At 61.6% G+C, this 15925-nt stretch carries 12 protein-coding genes and 1 pseudogene; 12 read left to right on the top strand and 1 reads right to left on the bottom strand.

From position 1 onward, the window contains the following. Window positions 1-65 precede the first annotated feature (65 nt). The 8 genes and pseudogenes from JHD73_RS12470 to JHD73_RS29615 form a co-directional block, all read left to right on the top strand. The gene (locus JHD73_RS12470; protein ID WP_199030588.1) at window positions 66-1256 is read left to right on the top strand and encodes a phage/plasmid replication protein, II/X family; all 1191 of its coding nucleotides are present in this window, start codon (window positions 66-68) and stop codon (window positions 1254-1256) included. Between the two features lie 9 nt (window positions 1257-1265). Then, window positions 1266-1592 (top strand): single-stranded DNA-binding protein, encoded by a 327-nt coding sequence (locus JHD73_RS12465; RefSeq protein WP_199030587.1) that lies wholly within the window; start codon window positions 1266-1268, stop codon window positions 1590-1592. A 116-nt stretch (window positions 1593-1708) separates the two neighbouring features. Next, entirely contained in the window at window positions 1709-1966 is a 258-nt protein-coding gene (locus tag JHD73_RS12460; RefSeq protein WP_199030586.1) for a hypothetical protein, read from the top strand. A gap of 255 nt (window positions 1967-2221) precedes the next feature. Beyond that, window positions 2222-2440 (top strand): hypothetical protein, encoded by a 219-nt coding sequence (locus tag JHD73_RS12455; RefSeq protein ID WP_199030585.1) that lies wholly within the window; start codon window positions 2222-2224, stop codon window positions 2438-2440. 69 nt (window positions 2441-2509) lie between these two features. Beyond that, window positions 2510-4111 carry a hypothetical protein gene (locus tag JHD73_RS12450; protein WP_199030584.1) on the top strand — a complete coding sequence of 534 codons (1602 nt, stop codon included), beginning with the start codon at window positions 2510-2512 and terminating at the stop codon, window positions 4109-4111. 8 nt (window positions 4112-4119) lie between these two features. After that, complete coding sequence (locus JHD73_RS12445) at window positions 4120-4449, top strand: DUF2523 family protein (RefSeq protein WP_199030583.1); 330 nt, start codon at window positions 4120-4122, stop codon at window positions 4447-4449. A gap of 4 nt (window positions 4450-4453) precedes the next feature. Beyond that, a complete protein-coding gene (locus tag JHD73_RS12440) occupies window positions 4454-5818 on the top strand; it encodes a zonular occludens toxin domain-containing protein (protein WP_199030582.1) in 1365 nt (454 codons plus the stop codon). A gap of 302 nt (window positions 5819-6120) precedes the next feature. Beyond that, a pseudogene (locus tag JHD73_RS29615) lies at window positions 6121-6363 on the top strand (DNA-binding protein); the annotation flags it as partial. Between the two features lie 697 nt (window positions 6364-7060). On the opposite strand, the gene JHD73_RS12430 reads toward JHD73_RS29615, so the two are convergent. Then, the gene (locus JHD73_RS12430; protein ID WP_233176922.1) at window positions 7061-7561 is read right to left on the bottom strand and encodes a hypothetical protein; all 501 of its coding nucleotides are present in this window, start codon (window positions 7559-7561) and stop codon (window positions 7061-7063) included. 48 nt (window positions 7562-7609) lie between these two features. On the opposite strand from JHD73_RS12430, the gene JHD73_RS12425 reads away from it, so the two are divergent. The 4 genes from JHD73_RS12425 (at window position 7610) to uvrA (ending at window position 15913) form a co-directional block, all read left to right on the top strand. Next, a complete protein-coding gene (locus tag JHD73_RS12425) occupies window positions 7610-7855 on the top strand; it encodes a hypothetical protein (RefSeq protein WP_368735533.1) in 246 nt (81 codons plus the stop codon). Between the two features lie 117 nt (window positions 7856-7972). Beyond that, a complete protein-coding gene (locus JHD73_RS12420) occupies window positions 7973-8860 on the top strand; it encodes a mechanosensitive ion channel family protein (protein WP_199030581.1) in 888 nt (295 codons plus the stop codon). Window positions 8861-8974: 114 nt separating this feature from the next. Continuing rightward, complete coding sequence (locus JHD73_RS12415; protein ID WP_199030580.1) at window positions 8975-9859, top strand: class II glutamine amidotransferase; 885 nt, start codon at window positions 8975-8977, stop codon at window positions 9857-9859. Between the two features lie 216 nt (window positions 9860-10075). Then, window positions 10076-15913, top strand: coding sequence for an excinuclease ABC subunit UvrA (uvrA, locus tag JHD73_RS12410; protein ID WP_199030579.1), 5838 nt, complete (start codon window positions 10076-10078; stop codon window positions 15911-15913). Window positions 15914-15925 lie beyond the last annotated feature (12 nt).

Here is a 15925-nt window from a genome sequence, read left to right as displayed (position 1 = left end):
GGTAGCACCGCCTGACAGTCTCACGGATGAGACTTCCTCGGATTTTGGCGAGGGGTTCTGAGCGTATGGCCTACGACACCGTCCGGCTGCGCTCTCCGTACCTCGGCAACACGGTTGTCGAGCGCATCAAGCGGCAGTGCCTTTTGCGCTCTGGCATGGATTGCGCCAGCGGCGAAATCCTCTATGAGCTGTTCACGGGCGAGTTGCTCGGCTCATGGGATTCACGCATCTCGGTGATCCCGAAGAACGAGGAGTGGGTGGTCAACAAGAACGGTCGCCCTGAGCTCGTGCCGTGCGATCCGTACATCCTGATCGAGGCCTCCGTGCACAAGATCAAGCACGGTCACAACGTGTACGGCGGGCCTGCGAACTTCCTGCAGGCGTGCCGAGACTTCGTCGCCCTGGTTGAGGATCTCTTGGAGACTGATCTACCAGTGGCTGACTGGTGGACGGTTCACCGCGTCGACGTGGCATCCGTCTATCGCCTCTCGAAGGCTGCGTGCAAAGAGTTCTTCGACGGCCTGCAGCTCATCAGCTTTCCGCGCCGTAAGAAGGGCGCAGCTAAGTACTCCATGGCGGTGTACTTCGCGGGCAAGACCACCACGGTCAAGTTCTATCACAAGGGCACTGAGTTTCAGGTGCACGACCGTGGTCGCCTGCGGGGCTTCTTCTCGCAGGTTTTCAAGCATCGGCATGGTCACGACGAAGAACGTAGCCGCGTGCTTGCAGAGCGCAAGGTCGCAGCGCTCCAGCGCCTGGCGGATAACCGCCTGCGTGCCGAGGTGGAAGTGCACAGCGACAAGCTCCAGTACGACTTTGGGAAGCATCCGCGAGTGGATGAGGTGACGGACGCCTATCTGGAGGGCGTCTTTGACACCGAGATCGAGAAGCTCCTGCGTGAGGGGAAGCAAGCGATGACGACGGTTCGAGATACGCGGGCGGTGCTCCATCGCCTCAAGGGCATGTATGGCGACGCGCTGGGTCTGCGCCTGCACGGGTTCTGGAGCCTGCTTGCGCAGCACGGCGATGACTTCGCTCGTGAGCACGTTGCGAAGGCAACGTTCTATCGCTGTCGCAAGCAGTTGGAAGAGGCCGGTGTGTCTTGGCTCTGCACCGATGTTCACGTGGTGGCCAACGATGCCGTGCTTCCCCACGATTTCAGTCCGGTACGGACGGACCCACGGCTGTGCCACCTCCCGGCGCGCAACCGCGAGGAATTTCAGGTTAGCCGGGAAACGTTGCGGTTAGCCGCTTAAGGAGCAGTCATGTCACAGGAAAACACCGTGGGCGCTGGGAAGCCTACTTCGATCAAGCCGATGCAGGTCGTCATTCGTGGGCGCATCGAGCAGATGCGCTCGCACGAGGGCACGCGCTACACGCGAATCATGACACCGGCGCCCGACGCCTATAGCCGTCCGCAGGTGGTTGAAGTGCGAGGCAAGCAGAAGCTCGGGGAGCGTGGTGATGAGGTGACGGTGCTTTGCACGTTGGGTGGCTATCAACGCAAGCCCTACGAGTTCAAGAACAAGCACACCGGCGACGTGGAAACCATCGTGCCGGTGGATCACGTGCTCGACGTGGTTGAGCAGTAATCAGGCGAGGCTTCGATGCTGCTCCGCTTCCTTGCCTATTTCTCTGTGCACGCAGCGCGTCGTTTAGACCGCCAACGCTTCGCGCACAAGTACATCGTGGCGGTGAGGAAGCGGACATGAGTCTTGATCTTTCGGCAATGGTGTCGAGCCTTGACGTGACTACGGTTGTGGCCGTGATCGTGTCGTTCGGTGCTGTGTGGTTGGTTGTCGATTTCGTGCGCTGGGCCGTGTACGAGGTGGGCGATTTTTTTGACGATGTGGCGGTGTACCGCAGCGGTTCGGTTGAGGAGTTTGCCGAGCGCTTCAGCGGGCATGAAGGGCGCATGCGCGTTGCGAGTCGCGTGTCCGACTTCATCGACCGTCGTCGGGGCTGACTGTGGCGCAGTGCGTTGTTTGGTCAAACGGCACGTTGGTCTCCACGACTGACGCGCCAGATAGCTGCAGCGGTTTCCTGCTGCTGCAGCCGAATGAATACGCGAACGTGATGGCGTTGTCTGGCGCGTTCACGTATCCGAGTGCTGATGATTTTGCAGCCGCATTCAGCGCTGGTTTTTCGTTACCCGCATACGTGTTTCTAATCGCGGTGCTGGTAGCCAAGGCTGCATCTTTCTTTGACAGGAGTTGAAATCATGAGCATGAAAAACAAGCTGAAGGCCGCTGCTGGCGTCGTTTCGGTTGCTGCTGGCGGTGCTGCCAACGCAGCTGGTACGTCGATCGATATGAGCTCGATGACCGGTTCGGTCGATGCGTCGACCGTGGTGGCTGCGATCGTTGCTTTCGGCGTGATCTACATCGGCCCGGGGTTCGCCAAGTGGGCCGTCAAGAAGGTCGGCAGCTTCTTCGGCTGATCGCAGACGTGGTTGCACGGCCCGCATGCTTCGGCAGCGGGCCTTTTTCGTTTACGGAGGTCACATGCTATGGCTGCTGTTTTGGGGTGGAATTGGGGCGCTTTGCGCAGCGGCGTTGATCGCTGGGTTCGTGGTGGGCTCACGCTGAGCTTGGCGTTTCTGTTGATGGCGGGCACTGCTCATGCGCAGAAGGTTGCAACTACCGGCTGCACGATGCCCGGGCAGATGTGCATCCAGGGCAACAGCATGGGCGTGGATGTGTCGGTGAGGCAGAGCGGTAATGGTGTGCCGCAAACGCCGTCTGCGGGCGTCATGAGCGTGCTGGTTCCTATCACCATTGGTGTTGCCGCTGTGGGTGCGGCTGCTGTTGCGATTCCTGCTACTGGTGCGATTGCGATTGCTGGTGATGCCATTGCTGCGGCTGGCATGGCCGCCATTCGTAGTCGTGTGATTCAGGGCGCTGCGTTGATGACGCTGATTGGCATGATTCCTAGCTCGAACGGGTTGGGAATCGACTCGAACGGTAACGTTGTCGCTCCTGCGGTTTCCGCTAATGCTGGTGATGTCGGCTTTAGTGGCTATCAGTGGTATGGGGTTGGTGGCTTCTCTGATAGTGCTGCTGCTGCTTGCGCTGCTGGTGCTGCTCCTAATCACGCGACGCTGAATAGCGTGCAAGTTAGTGGGTCTAGCGCGTATTGCGCTGGCACGTGGAATTGGCCTGAGAGGCCTGATTTGAATGGTGGTTCGATGGGTTATGGCGTCTATCAGGTTGGTTCGTGTGTCAGTGGCTACGTCTCCTCTGGTAGTGGTTGCGTCCCTGATCCCAATGCTGCAAAACAGCCCGCTTCCGATGCTCAAGTGAAGTCTGCTCTGGCCGCTACTCCCGCTACGTGGCCGTCGATCTACAACGACATGAACTGCGGGCCTACGTTGGCGTTGACGAATGGGTCAACGTCCGACCCTTGTTACGCGCTGTACAGCGATTCGCGTACTGGCTTCGGCGTGTCGTTTTCTACGGGTGGGTCATCCTGGACGAACAATGGTTGCGCAGTGAATAGCACGTCGTGTCCGTCTGCGACTGTGACGACAGCGCCCACCACTGATTCGTCCACCAAGGTCAATGCCGATGGCAGCAAGACCACGACGACGAACACGACGACGAAAACCACCACCGTCACTGGGACGAATGACCGGACGAACCCGGTTGAGGGGCAGACAACGACGACGACCACGACGTCGACCACGGTCACGAATCCTGACGGCAGCACGACCACGACCACCACCACCACAACCGATCAGGCGCCTCCAGCGACCGCTGGCAATCCTGCGAATCAAAATCAGCAAGATAAGCCTCAGCCTACGACCGCGACGTTTAATGGTACGTCTGCGAGCCTCTACACCAAGAAGGACAAGACCTTTGGCCAGGTGCTGCAGGCCTTCGTTTCGCGTGTGCAGGCAATGCCCTGGTACACCGCGTCAGTCGGCTTCTTCACGGTCTCTATCAGTGGTGGAAGCTGTCCGCATTGGTCTGTTCCGGCAACGCGCTGGAGTGGTCCTTTGGACATGACGCCGTATGTGTGCGGTAGCTCCATGGCGACGTTTTATAGCCTCGCCGGCACCGTTGTGTTGATCGTTGCCGCCTGGGCTGCGTTTCGTATTGCGTTCCTGTGAGGTGAGCCATGTTTGATGCGGTCATCAACGCGATCAGCGCCTTTGCGAAGTGGTTGGACGACATCTTTGTCGCGATCTTCGTTGCGATCTGGCAGATCACTGAGGATCTGTTCATTGATGCCCTGGACCTCCTGTTGCAGGGCTTTTCTTACGTGCTGAGCTATCTGCCCACGCCCACGTTTCTGACTGGCGTGAGCCTACAGACCCTGTTTGGCTCGCTCGGTGGTGACGTGCTCTATTTCTTCGGCGTTTTCAATATCGGGCAGGGCATCAGCCTGCTTGGTGCTGCCTTCGCGTTCCGTATGGCCCGCAAGGTCGTGACGCTTTTCCAATGGTGATGACATGCTGATCGTTCATGAGGGTCTGCCTGGTGCAGGCAAGACGTGGGAAGCGGTGGTGAAGCGGTTGATTCCGGCGTTGCAGAAGGGGCGCAAGGTATTTGCCCGGATCAACGGTTTGGACCATGCCAAGATTGCTGAGGTAGCTGGCATCGAGCAGGATCGGGTGAAAGAGCTGCTGCATGAGATTCCGGAAGACCAGGTGCTTCAGTGGAACGAGCTGGTTGAGAACGATAGCCTGGTGATCTTGGATGAGGCACAGAACTTCTGGCCGCATGGCACGTCGCGGTCGATGGGCCAGGACCAGATCAAGGCCATTGCTGAGCACCGTCATCGCGGTCTGGATGTTGTGTTGATGTGCCAGGTGCTCCAGGGCGCTGGTGGCGTGCATCCGGTCTGGGTTAACCGTGTCGACCAGAAGATCGTGTTTGAGAAGATGAACGCGCGCGGCAACGACAAGAAGTACAAGTGGACCGCGTACAAGGGCCAGCACAACGGCACCAAGATCAAGTTCACGCAGATTAACAAGGGCAGTGAGGTGTACGACCCGAAGTACTTCGGCACCTACAAGAGCCATCAGGACAGCACCAGCAACACTGAGACGTACAAGGATGCGCGCACCAACGTGTGGAGCAACCCTGTGCTGCGCAAGTTTGTGCCGCTGATGGTGATTGGCCTGGTCGGCGCTGTCTGGTTCCTCTGGCACGCTTTCAAGGGCGGCGGCCTGGAGAAGAGTCTCAACGCAGGTCACAAGGTCGAGAAGACCGTAACGGTGTCTAGTACGCCCGCACCTGCTGCCGCGCCTGCGTCCGCTGTGCAGGCTAACGTCAGCCAGGCTCAGCCGGTCCAGGGCAAGAGTGCTCCGGTTGCCGAGTCGCAAAAGCAGGATGCGATGGCTGATGACTACGTGGCTGCAATTTCGCAGAAATGGCGGCCGCGGTTGTCTGGCCTGGTGTGGGGGGCGAGGGGGGCGCGCCTGGTGGTGGAGTGGTACGACGAGAGTTTCAGGTTGAAGGAGCGCTTGAGTGCTGCCCAGCTCGAAGAGTTCGGCTGGGGCGTTGCCAGGTCGGCCTACGGAGAGCACGTGGTTCTGTCTAAGGCGGGCGTGCATATCGCGGTGACGAGCTGGCCGTTGGAGCCGTTCGGCAAGGTTAGCGAAGCTGACAACCGTGCGATCGCCAGTATGGCGGGCTCAGGAGGCTCTAGCAGCGATTCTGACGCTGTGGTGGCGGTCAGGAGTGCAGAGGCTGCTCCAGATCGCTCTGCGGCCCGTGATAACGGCATAGAGCAGCCTTGGCCGGGGTATGGCAGTGATGGTTTGGTCCAGCCGCGCAATAAGGTGCACACCGTCCTTGGTGGTCGGACGTAATTTTCGTTACCAAAAAAGTGTAACAGTAATTGAATATCCGTTACTAGTAACGTAAAATAGAATCATTGATAAGGGGGTGGCTATGTGGTGCTTGGGTCCGGCGATTCTGAGTTTGTGGGCGATGGTCATTTCGTACATGGTGCTGTTTTTCGGGACGAAGCTCCATGTTGAGTTGGGCGTAACGGTGGATGCTGTTGAGTACGCAGCTTGGTGTTGTCGCGTTGGGGCCGGCGTATTGCTTTGCCTCGCTGTGGTCGGGTTGGTTGTGGAAAATTTCCGCTCTGCCAAGCGGGGTCTCTAATATGCGTGACGTAACGGATAACGTGACTGGCGAACTGCCTGGTGTAGAGCAGAAGCGGGGCCGTGGTCGTCCGCGCAAGGCGCACGCGATGAGCAATGCAGAACGCCAGGCTGCGTTTCGAGCTCGTCGCAAGGCTCAGCAGCCGGTGGATGCTAAATCCGTTACTAAGCGCATGACCGTAACGGAAATGCTTTCCGATGTTGACGCCTACGATGAGTGCCGCCTGGAGGTGGAGGCGCTTCGTGCTGACCTGGCTGAGGCTCACGAGACGATTGATGAGCTCACCGATGAGCTGCTGCCGCTTCGTGCGATGAAGCAGCGTTTGGATGATGGTGACGACCAGGCTGAGATTGACGAGCTGCGCAAGACTGTCGCTCACCTGCAGAAGTCTCACGCTGCTGAGCTGGCCCGCAACGGCAAGCTGCGTAAAGAGCTGGATCTGACGATCGAAGAGCGGGGCAAGGCTTATGACCTGGCTGTTTTCAAAGAGGATCAGCGTCAAGAGCTGGTGGCTGAGATTGCCCAGTTGAAGGCAGCTCAAAAATCCGTTACGTCGAGTAACGGTAATTCTTCTGATCGCGTTGTCTTGCAGCTCGTGCTGCAGCTGCTTGCCTTGGCTTGTAAGGGGAAGAAACGGGCCGGTAGATCTGAGCTTTTCAACTCGGCGCCTGCAAACGGCATTACTGATTTGGGCATTGGTGCCTGGCATTTCGTGAGCGAGGCGATCCAGGGTCGCTATGTGCCTTACGTACCGAAGTAACAGCATCTAGCGTCGGGAGTGTCCGCGCCTTTGCTGGGCGGCTTAGTCCCCGTATCAAACTGTGCTTCGGGCGGTTGTCGCGCGGCCAGCGCGGCTGGCGGGACCGAGCAGCGGGTACGACCAGGTACGTACATACAAGGCTACCCACATCCAAACACCCCCTCTTTTGCAAGCCCGCTTTTCAGCAGTGGTTGCGATACAGCGCATCATTTGCAGCGTGGAAGCGCTGATTCCAGAAGTTCATCCACTGAGCGTCGCCACCGCGGCGCAGGTTTGCAACCGCAGCTTCCTTTTCATTCCGCCAGGCGGCGCACGTAGCACCAGCTGCAGTTGCTTGTGCCGTCTGCACCTGGGCGGCCTGCTGGTCTTGGGCGGCCCATTCTCGTCGTTGCCTTGCGATTCGCGCATCCGCCTGGCGCGCCAGCTCGGCGGTCCAGGGATCAATGCTGCCGACCTGCTGAGCAGGCTGTGGTGCCGGCGCTGGAGCTGGTTGGTACTGAGGCTGTGCCGTGACCACTGGCGCAGGCTTTGGCGGCTCTGGCGGCGGCGTTACGGGCGTCGGTTGAGGCGTGATGCTGGGTAGCGCGATTTCGACTTTGGCCCCGTCTCGCGGGTAGTACTTGTAGACGTACAGCCCGCCGGCCAGGCAGATGACAATCGTCCAGAGGTTGATGTTGCGCATCGCGCACCCCGTTGATAGTGTTGCGTAAAGATAACACGCAGGGGTGATGTGTCCGACGATGAGAAGCGGGCCTTGGCGCGAGAGATTCGGAACCTGTACTGGCATATCCGGTATCTGCGCCGTGGCATCCAAGATGCGCCGCGGCGGCGCTATTACAGAAAGATCGAGAAGAAGAAAAAACGCCTGCTCGAGGCAGGCGTTTCAAAGAGGGAGGTGCTGGACTTGCTGATGTGCTGCCGGTCACGCGGGTGCCGGTTCCGCGCGTGCCTGGATTGCACGCAGCGCCTGCTGTAGACGAGCCCACAGACGTCGACGCGATTTAACATAACACAAATTACACGATAAAAATTAACGGGAACCAAGCACCAAAGTCTGGTTCCCACCACAAGGTCACGTCACACGCATTGAACGATGGAAAACCTTCACACTTACCTGGACCCCATTCTCTGGGGATCCTTCAGTCATTTCGCGATCAGCCTGTGTACCGCGCTGCTGATTCTCTTCGGTGGCTGGTGGCTGTCAAAACTCATCGGCCGTTGGTTGAGCCGGATGATGAGCCGCCAAGCCAAGCTTGACGCCACGCTCACGCCAATCCTCTGTGACATCAGCGTCTGGGGTATCCGCATCCTTGCTGTCGTCGGGGCGCTGTCCCGGCTAGGTATTGAAACGGCAAGCATCATTGCTGTGCTGGGCGCAGCGGGTCTGGCCATTGGTTTGGCTTTGCAAGGCACGCTCCAGAACATTGCCGCGGGCATCATGCTGCTTGCGCTGCGTCCGTTTCGGGTGGATGACTACATCGAAGGCGGTGGTGGCCAGGTGGCCGGTACTGTGGAGGAAGTCGGCCTGTTCATGACGCGACTGGCCAAACCAGACGGCATTTGCGAGTACGTGCCAAACAGCGCGCTCTGGAGCAACTCGGTGCGCAATTACACGCGCAACCCGACTCGCCGGCTGGACCTGGAAACCGAGGTGTCGCTGCACGATGACATTACCGGCGCGATCGAGGCGCTCAAGGCGCTAGCCAGCAGCGAGCCGCTGGTGTTGCCGGATCCCGCCCCGATGGCAATGGTCATGCGCTTTGACGACAGCGTGGCGGTGCTGAACCTGCGGGTCTGGGCCAAGACCGAGCATTTCTGGGAAATGCGCTGGAAGCTGGCACAGCAAGTTCGTACGACGCTCAAGGACGCGCGCTGCACCCTGCCCGTCCGCATGCGCGAGCTACATATCGTGCATGACGCAACACAAGACGCCGGGAATACGCCCACCCGGCACGGCGGCGAGGCATTGGCGCAGCGATAAACCGCTGCGTTGCGGGAGTGCCCAGGGTGTGCGAGCGCGCAACACTTTTTCTGTGCATTCCCGACCGCATTGCCTAGACTCACTTTCCAAATACCCACCCTACGGTAACGCATCATGTGTCGCTGGCTGGCCTACTCTGGCAACCCTATTCAGATGGAGACGGTGCTGTTTCGACCGACCCATTCGCTGATCGACCAGAGCCTGCGGTCGCGTCTGGGGCATACCACTACCAATGGGGATGGCTTCGGCATTGGGTGGTATGGAAACCACTCCGAGGTGCCGTTTCGGTATCGGTGCCTGCACCCAGCCTGGAACGACACAAACCTGCGCGAAGCTGCTCGTGCTATCCGGTCGCCGTTGTTCGTGGCGCATGTTCGCGCCGCCACGGACACTCCCACGCAGGAAACCAACTGCCACCCGTTCCGATATGGTCGCTGGCTGTTTGCCCACAACGGGCTGATTCGCGAATACCCGACGCTGCGGCGTGACCTGATGATGGAGGTCGCGCCCGAGCTGTTTCGCTGGATCGAGGGGTCGACGGACTCCGAAGTCATGTTCTTCCTCGCGCTCACGTTTGGTCTGCAGCGAGAGCCACGCGGCGCGCTGGAACAGATGGTGGGACTGATTGAGCACGTTGGGCACCGGCATGGCGTGGAGCACCCAGTGAACATGACTGTCTGCGTGACCGACGGTGAGCAGATCATCGCGGCGCGCTACTCCAGCGAGCGGGATTCGCGATCCCTCTTCCACAGCACGTCGTTCCGGCATCTGCACGAGCTTTACCCGGACAACTCCCGGATTACAGATGCGGGCGATGATGCGGTACTTGTGCTGTCCGAACCTTTGATCGACTTGGCCGACGCCTGGGAGGAAATCCAGGAAGAGACGCTTGTCTTCGTCAAGGGTGGCGTTGTGGAGCACCACCGGTTCACCCCCCGACTGCCCGTATCGGAAGTGTCGGGCAAGCAACAATCCTCCTACGGGCTTGCCGCCGGCTGATCAGACGCCGCCGGCCTGCAATCTCTCCCTCCCCACTGAAACCTCCTGACAAAACGTTGTCAGGAGCCTTGCGTTACTCTCGCGCCCGCGACTCGTAACGTAAGTGAACCGATTCTTAAGAATCCGCTACAGTTTACGGCCCGAATTCTGATTGCCGACCGGCGCCAATCTGGCCAGCTGTGCCGGCACTCCTCACGTTTTCCAAGGAACACCCTCATGTCTTCCGGTGTTATTCGCCTGCGCGGAGCCCGTCAGCACAACCTCAAGAACCTCGATCTGGACCTGCGCACGGGCGAGATGACCGTGGTGACCGGCCCGTCCGGGTCAGGCAAGTCGAGTCTGGTATTCGACACCCTCTATGCCGAGGGCCAGCGCCGCTACGTCGAGACGTTCAGCGCCTACGCGCGCCAGTTCCTGGACCGCATGGACCGCCCGCAGGTCGACCATGTGGAAGGCGTGCCGCCGGCCATCGCCATCGACCAGACCAATCCGGTGCGCAGCTCGCGCTCCACGGTTGGCACGATGACGGAGCTGAACGATCACCTCAAGCTGCTGTTTGCGCGCGCGGCCCAGTTGTTCGATCGCGATACCGCCCTGCCGGTGCGCCATGACACGCCAGAGACCATCTACAACGAACTGCTGGCACGCACGCGCGAGGCAGATCCGCGCCTGGTGGTGACCTTTCCGGTGGAGCTGCCGGCCAATACGAGCGCGGAAGAAGTCGCGCAGTGGCTGTCTGTCAGCGGCTATACGCGTGTGCAGGCTGAACGCGTGAGCGGCGAGCGCAAGTTGCTCGACGTGGTGGCAGACCGTTTCCGCCTGCAGGGCACCGAACGTGCCCGCGCGCTGGAGGCCATTGAGTCGTCGCTCAAGCGCGGTGGCGGGCGCGTCAGCGTGTATGTGCTGCCCGCAGATGAGGCTGCGGAGCCCGAAGTCTGGCGCTTTTCCACCGGCCTGCACTGCCCCGAGAGCGACCTGCGCTACGCTGACCCGCAACCCGCGCTATTCTCGTTCAACTCGGCTTATGGCGCGTGCGATACGTGCCGTGGCTTTGGCCGCGTGATCGGCGTCGATCTGGGTCTGGTGATTCCGGACGAGCGCAAGACACTGCGTGAAGGCGCCATCAAGCCGATGCAGACTCCGGCCTGGAAGGAGTGCCAGGACGATCTGATGCGTTACTCGGCCGCCGCCGATATCCCGCGCGACACGCCGTGGGCGGAACTGACCGAAGCGCAACGCAACTGGGTTATCAACGGCGATCCGACGTTCAAGCGCGGTGGCTGGAACAAGCAGTGGTACGGCGTGCGCCGCTTCTTCGACTATCTGGAGTCGAAGGCGTACAAGATGCATATTCGCGTGCTGCTCTCCAAGTACCGTAGCTATACAACGTGCGAGACCTGCGGCGGCGCGCGCCTGAAAACCGAATCCATGCAATGGCGCCTCGGCAGCAAGGAAAACGCCGACGCCGTGCTGGCGCCTGAACACCGCTTTATGCCGCACGGCGTCGCGTGGAGCCGCGCCCAGCTTGAAGCCCTGCCCGGCCTGACCGTGCACGACGTGATGTTGCTGCCGATCGCGCGCATCCGCCGTTTCTTCGATGAACTGACGCTGCCCTCCGTGCTGCTCGATGATGCGCTCAAGCTGCTGCTGGATGAGGTGCGCACGCGCCTGGCCTATCTGTGCGACGTGGGGATCGGCTACCTGACGCTGGATCGTCAGAGCCGAACGCTTTCCGGCGGCGAGGTACAGCGGATCAACCTGACCACCGCGCTCGGCACGTCGCTCGTCAACACGCTATTCGTGCTTGACGAGCCGAGTATCGGTCTGCACCCGCGCGATCTGGATCGCATTGTTGAAGCCATGAAACGGCTGCGTGATGCAGGCAACACGCTGGTGGTGGTGGAGCACGATCCGTCCGTGATGCTGGCCGCCGATCGCCTGATCGACATGGGCCCCGGCCCTGGCGAGCGCGGCGGCACCATCGTCTTCGACGGCACACCGGCGGCGATCCGCAAGGCGGACACGCTTACCGGCGCTTACCTGTCCGGCCAGCGCCGCGTGGCCAATGCTACCGATTGGCAGGCACGACCCATCAACGGTGCGCCGCGTCTCGTGCTGGAAGGCGCGAGCCAGCACAACCTGCAAGACGTGACGATCGAAGTGCCGTTGCAACGCTTGGTGTGCGTGACGGGCGTATCCGGCTCCGGCAAGTCGACGCTGATTCAGGACGTGCTCCACCCTGCCCTGGCGCGGCATTTCGGCAAGGCAACGGAATCGCCTGGCGCGTTTCGCGCACTGCGCGGCGCCGATCAGATTAGCGATGTGGTCTTTGTTGACCAATCGCCCATCGGCAAGACCGCGCGCTCGAATCCGGCCAGCTACGTGGGTGCGTTTGATGAGATCCGCAAGCTGTTTGCCAAGGTGCCAATGGCACTGCAGCGCGGCTACACGGCCGGCACATTCAGCTTCAACTCCGGCGACGGACGTTGCCCGACCTGCGGTGGCTCAGGCTTCGAGCACGTCGAGATGCAGTTCCTCAGCGACATCTACCTGCGCTGCCCGGATTGCGACGGCACGCGCTATCGCGCGGAAATCCTCGAGGTGAAGCTTGAGCGCGGCGCGCACAAGCTGTCAGTTGCCGATGTGCTGGAGCTGACGGTGAGCGAAGCTGCCAGCGTATTTGCCAACGACGCCGACGTGCTGCGTGTGCTGCAGCCCATTGTCGACGTGGGGCTGGAATACGTAAAACTGGGCCAGCCGGTGCCGACGCTGTCCGGCGGTGAAGCCCAGCGCCTGAAACTGGCCGGTTTCCTGGCCGAAGCGGCTCAGGCTGCCCAGGCGGCAGCCCGCAAGCGCGTCAAGCAGGATGTGCCTGCCAACGCCGGCCGCCTGTTCATGTTCGACGAGCCGACCACCGGCCTGCACTTTGACGACATCGCCAAGTTGATGCGCGCGTTCGGCAAGCTGCTCGATGCCGGGCATTCGCTGATCGTGATCGAGCACAACCTGGACGTGATCCGCGCCGCCGATTGGATCATTGACCTCGGCCCCGAGGGCGGTGACGCGGGTGGCTTGCTGGTATGTGCGGGCACGACCGAGCAGGTGAAGGCCTGCGCCGCATCGCATACGGGTGCCGCGCTCAAGCTGTACGAGGCAAACATCGGACAGCCCCAAGCGGCGGACGATGGCGTGCCGCTGCAGAGCGCACTGGCTGCACGCCGCGCACAGCGCGCCGCCGTGGTGGAAGTCCAGGGTGAGAACGTGGTCCGCATCGTCAATGCACACGAGCACAACCTGAAGGCGATGAACGTCGACATCCCGCACGGCAAGTTCAACGTCGTCACGGGGGTGTCCGGTTCGGGCAAATCGACGCTGGCGTTCGACATCCTGTTCCACGAAGGGCAGCGTCGCTATCTCGAATCGCTCAACGCCTATGCGCGTTCAATCGTGCAACCGGCGGGCCGGCCGGAGGTGGATGCGGTGTATGGCATTCCGCCCACAGTGGCGATCGAGCAGCGCCTGTCGCGCGGCGGCCGCAAGAGCACGGTGGCCACGACCTCCGAGGTCTGGCACTTCCTGCGCTTGCTGTATGTGAAGCTGGGGGTACAGCACTGTATCCACGACGGCACGCCCGTGTCGGCGCAGAGCCCTGAGGCCATCTTTGCCCAGCTCATGCGCGACCACCGTGGCGAGCATATTGGGCTGCTCGCCCCGCTGGTGGTGAACCGCAAGGGTGTGTACACCGATCTCGCTAAATGGGCCAAGGCGCGCGGCTATACGCACCTGCGTGTTGATGGCGAATTCCTGACCGTTGATCCGTGGCCCCGCCTGGACCGCTTCCGCGAACACACGCTGGAGCTGCCGGTGGGCGACATCGTTGTCTCCCCGGAAAACGAAGCCGCGCTGCGCACGTTGATGGAGCAGGCGCTGGAGTACGGCAAGGGCATCATGCACGTGCTTGCGCCGCTCGATGGCTTGCAGAACGCCATGAGCAATGGCGGCACGGCACACGTGGGCAACGTAAAGGTGTTTTCCACCAAGCGTGCGTGCTCGACCTGCGGCACCAGCTACCCTGAGCTGGACCCGCGCATGTTCTCTTACAACAGCAAGCACGGATGGTGCCCGAGCTGCGTTGGCACCGGCCTGGCGCTCACGCGTGAGCAGCGTGCCGCATTTGACGACACGATACTCGGCGGCGATGACCGTGGCCGCGAGCAGACGCTGCCTTCGGAAGAAGTGGACCCGGATGGCATGACCGACCTGCCCTGCCCCGATTGCCACGGCACGCGCCTGAACCCGACGGCACGCGCGGTGACGTTCTCCGACAAGCCCATCGTTGACATTGCGCAATGGACCGTGAGCCAGACGCGCCGCTGGATCGAAGGGCTGGACCTCGCGGGCCGCGAAGCTGACATCGCGCGTGACGTGGTGGCCGAGATCCACAGCCGTCTGTCGTTCCTGGAAGAAGTCGGCCTGGGTTATCTGAGCCTGGACCGCGCCGCGCCCAGCCTGTCCGGCGGTGAGGCGCAGCGCATCCGGCTGGCAGCGCAGCTCGGCAGCAATCTGCAGGGCGTGTGCTACGTGCTGGACGAGCCGACCATCGGTCTGCATCCGCGTGACAACCAGATCCTGCTGGATGCCCTGCGCAAGCTGGGCGACAAGGGCAACACGCTGGTCGTGGTGGAACACGATGAAGACACCATCCGCCGCGCCGACCACATCATCGACATCGGCCCCGGTGCCGGTAAGCGTGGCGGCACGCTGGTGGCGCAAGGCGGGGTGCAGGATCTGGCGTCGCAGCCGGATTCGTTGACCGGCCGCTTCCTGGCCCAGCCGATTGAGCACCCGCTGCAGCCGCGCCGTGAAGTGACGGCGCCGCGCGCAGGCACGCAGGCCGTGCCCGAGCCATGGCTGACGGTGCACGGTGCCAAGCTGCACAACCTGCGCAATGTCACAGCCACGATGCCGCTGTCACGCCTGGTGGCGATTACGGGCGTCTCCGGTTCGGGCAAATCGACACTGGCGCGCGACGTGCTCATGACCAACCTGCTGGATGCGGTGGGCCGTTCCGTGCTGTCTTCGCCTGCCACTCGGCGTGCGCGCAAGGCGGCGCAGGCTGAGGTGCCAGATGCCAAGGCACCGCGCAAGCTTGACGTCAAACACGACTGGCATGGCTGCGACGGCGTGACTGGCTGGGAAGCCATCGACCGCGTGCTGGAAGTCGACCAGACCCCGATCGGCAAGACCCCGCGCTCGTGCCCGGCCACGTACATTGGCGTGTGGGACACCATCCGCAAGCTCTTTGCCGACACGCTGGAAGCCCGTGCACGCGGTTACACCGCCTCACGCTTCTCGTTCAACACCGGCGATGGCCGCTGCCCTGCCTGCGAGGGCCAGGGCGTGCGCACCATCGCCATGAGCTTCCTGCCCGATGTGAAGGTGCCGTGCGACGTGTGCCACGGCCAGCGCTTCAACGCAGAAACGCTTGCCGTCACCTGGCGCGGCAAGAACATCGGCGATGTGCTGACCATGGAGATCGACGAGGCGGTGGAGTTCTTCAGCGCGATGAACAGCATCGCCCACCCGCTGCAGTTGATGAAGGACGTTGGCCTGGGTTACCTGACGCTCGGCCAGCCGTCGCCCACGCTGTCGGGCGGCGAGGCGCAGCGCATCAAGCTGGTCACCGAGCTGTCCAAGGTGCGCGACGACGTTACCCGTCGTGGCCAGAAGGCGCCGCACACACTGTACGTGCTGGACGAGCCCACCGTGGGCCTGCACATGGCCGACGTAGCCAAGCTGATCCGCGTGCTGCATCGCCTGGCGGATGGCGGCCATAGCGTGATCGTGATCGAGCACGACCTCGACGTGATTGCCGAGGCTGACTGGATTCTGGATCTTGGTCCCGAGGGCGGCGATGAAGGTGGCACCATCGTTGCCGCATGCGGGCCGGAGGCACTGGCGCAGGTCAAGGCCAGCCATACCGGGGCTGCGCTTGTGCCGGTGTTGGCGCGCGGGAAGCGGGTCGATCAGCGCAAGACGGGCGAGACGGTGTAACGCATGCGCATG

It is taken from the genome of Ralstonia sp. ASV6, assembly GCF_016429285.1.
Taxonomy (GTDB): Bacteria; Pseudomonadota; Gammaproteobacteria; order Burkholderiales; family Burkholderiaceae; genus Ralstonia; species Ralstonia flaminis.
This window is presented reverse-complemented; position numbering and strand designations above follow the sequence as displayed.

Excerpts from the sequence above, each read along its gene's own strand:
- JHD73_RS12470 (WP_199030588.1), top strand. The coding sequence starts at position 66 with ATGGCCTACGACACCGTCCGGCTGCGCTCTCCGTACCTCGGCAACACG.
- JHD73_RS12465 (WP_199030587.1), top strand. The coding sequence starts at position 1,266 with ATGTCACAGGAAAACACCGTGGGCGCTGGGAAGCCTACTTCGATCAAG.
- JHD73_RS12460 (WP_199030586.1), top strand. The coding sequence starts at position 1,709 with ATGAGTCTTGATCTTTCGGCAATGGTGTCGAGCCTTGACGTGACTACG.
- JHD73_RS12455 (WP_199030585.1), top strand. The coding sequence starts at position 2,222 with ATGAGCATGAAAAACAAGCTGAAGGCCGCTGCTGGCGTCGTTTCGGTT.
- JHD73_RS12450 (WP_199030584.1), top strand. The coding sequence starts at position 2,510 with ATGGCTGCTGTTTTGGGGTGGAATTGGGGCGCTTTGCGCAGCGGCGTT.
- JHD73_RS12445 (WP_199030583.1), top strand. The coding sequence starts at position 4,120 with ATGTTTGATGCGGTCATCAACGCGATCAGCGCCTTTGCGAAGTGGTTG.
- JHD73_RS12440 (WP_199030582.1), top strand. The coding sequence starts at position 4,454 with ATGCTGATCGTTCATGAGGGTCTGCCTGGTGCAGGCAAGACGTGGGAA.
- JHD73_RS12430 (WP_233176922.1), bottom strand. The coding sequence starts at position 7,561 with ATGCGCAACATCAACCTCTGGACGATTGTCATCTGCCTGGCCGGCGGG.
- JHD73_RS12420 (WP_199030581.1), top strand. The coding sequence starts at position 7,973 with ATGGAAAACCTTCACACTTACCTGGACCCCATTCTCTGGGGATCCTTC.
- JHD73_RS12415 (WP_199030580.1), top strand. The coding sequence starts at position 8,975 with ATGTGTCGCTGGCTGGCCTACTCTGGCAACCCTATTCAGATGGAGACG.
- uvrA (WP_199030579.1), top strand. The coding sequence starts at position 10,076 with ATGTCTTCCGGTGTTATTCGCCTGCGCGGAGCCCGTCAGCACAACCTC.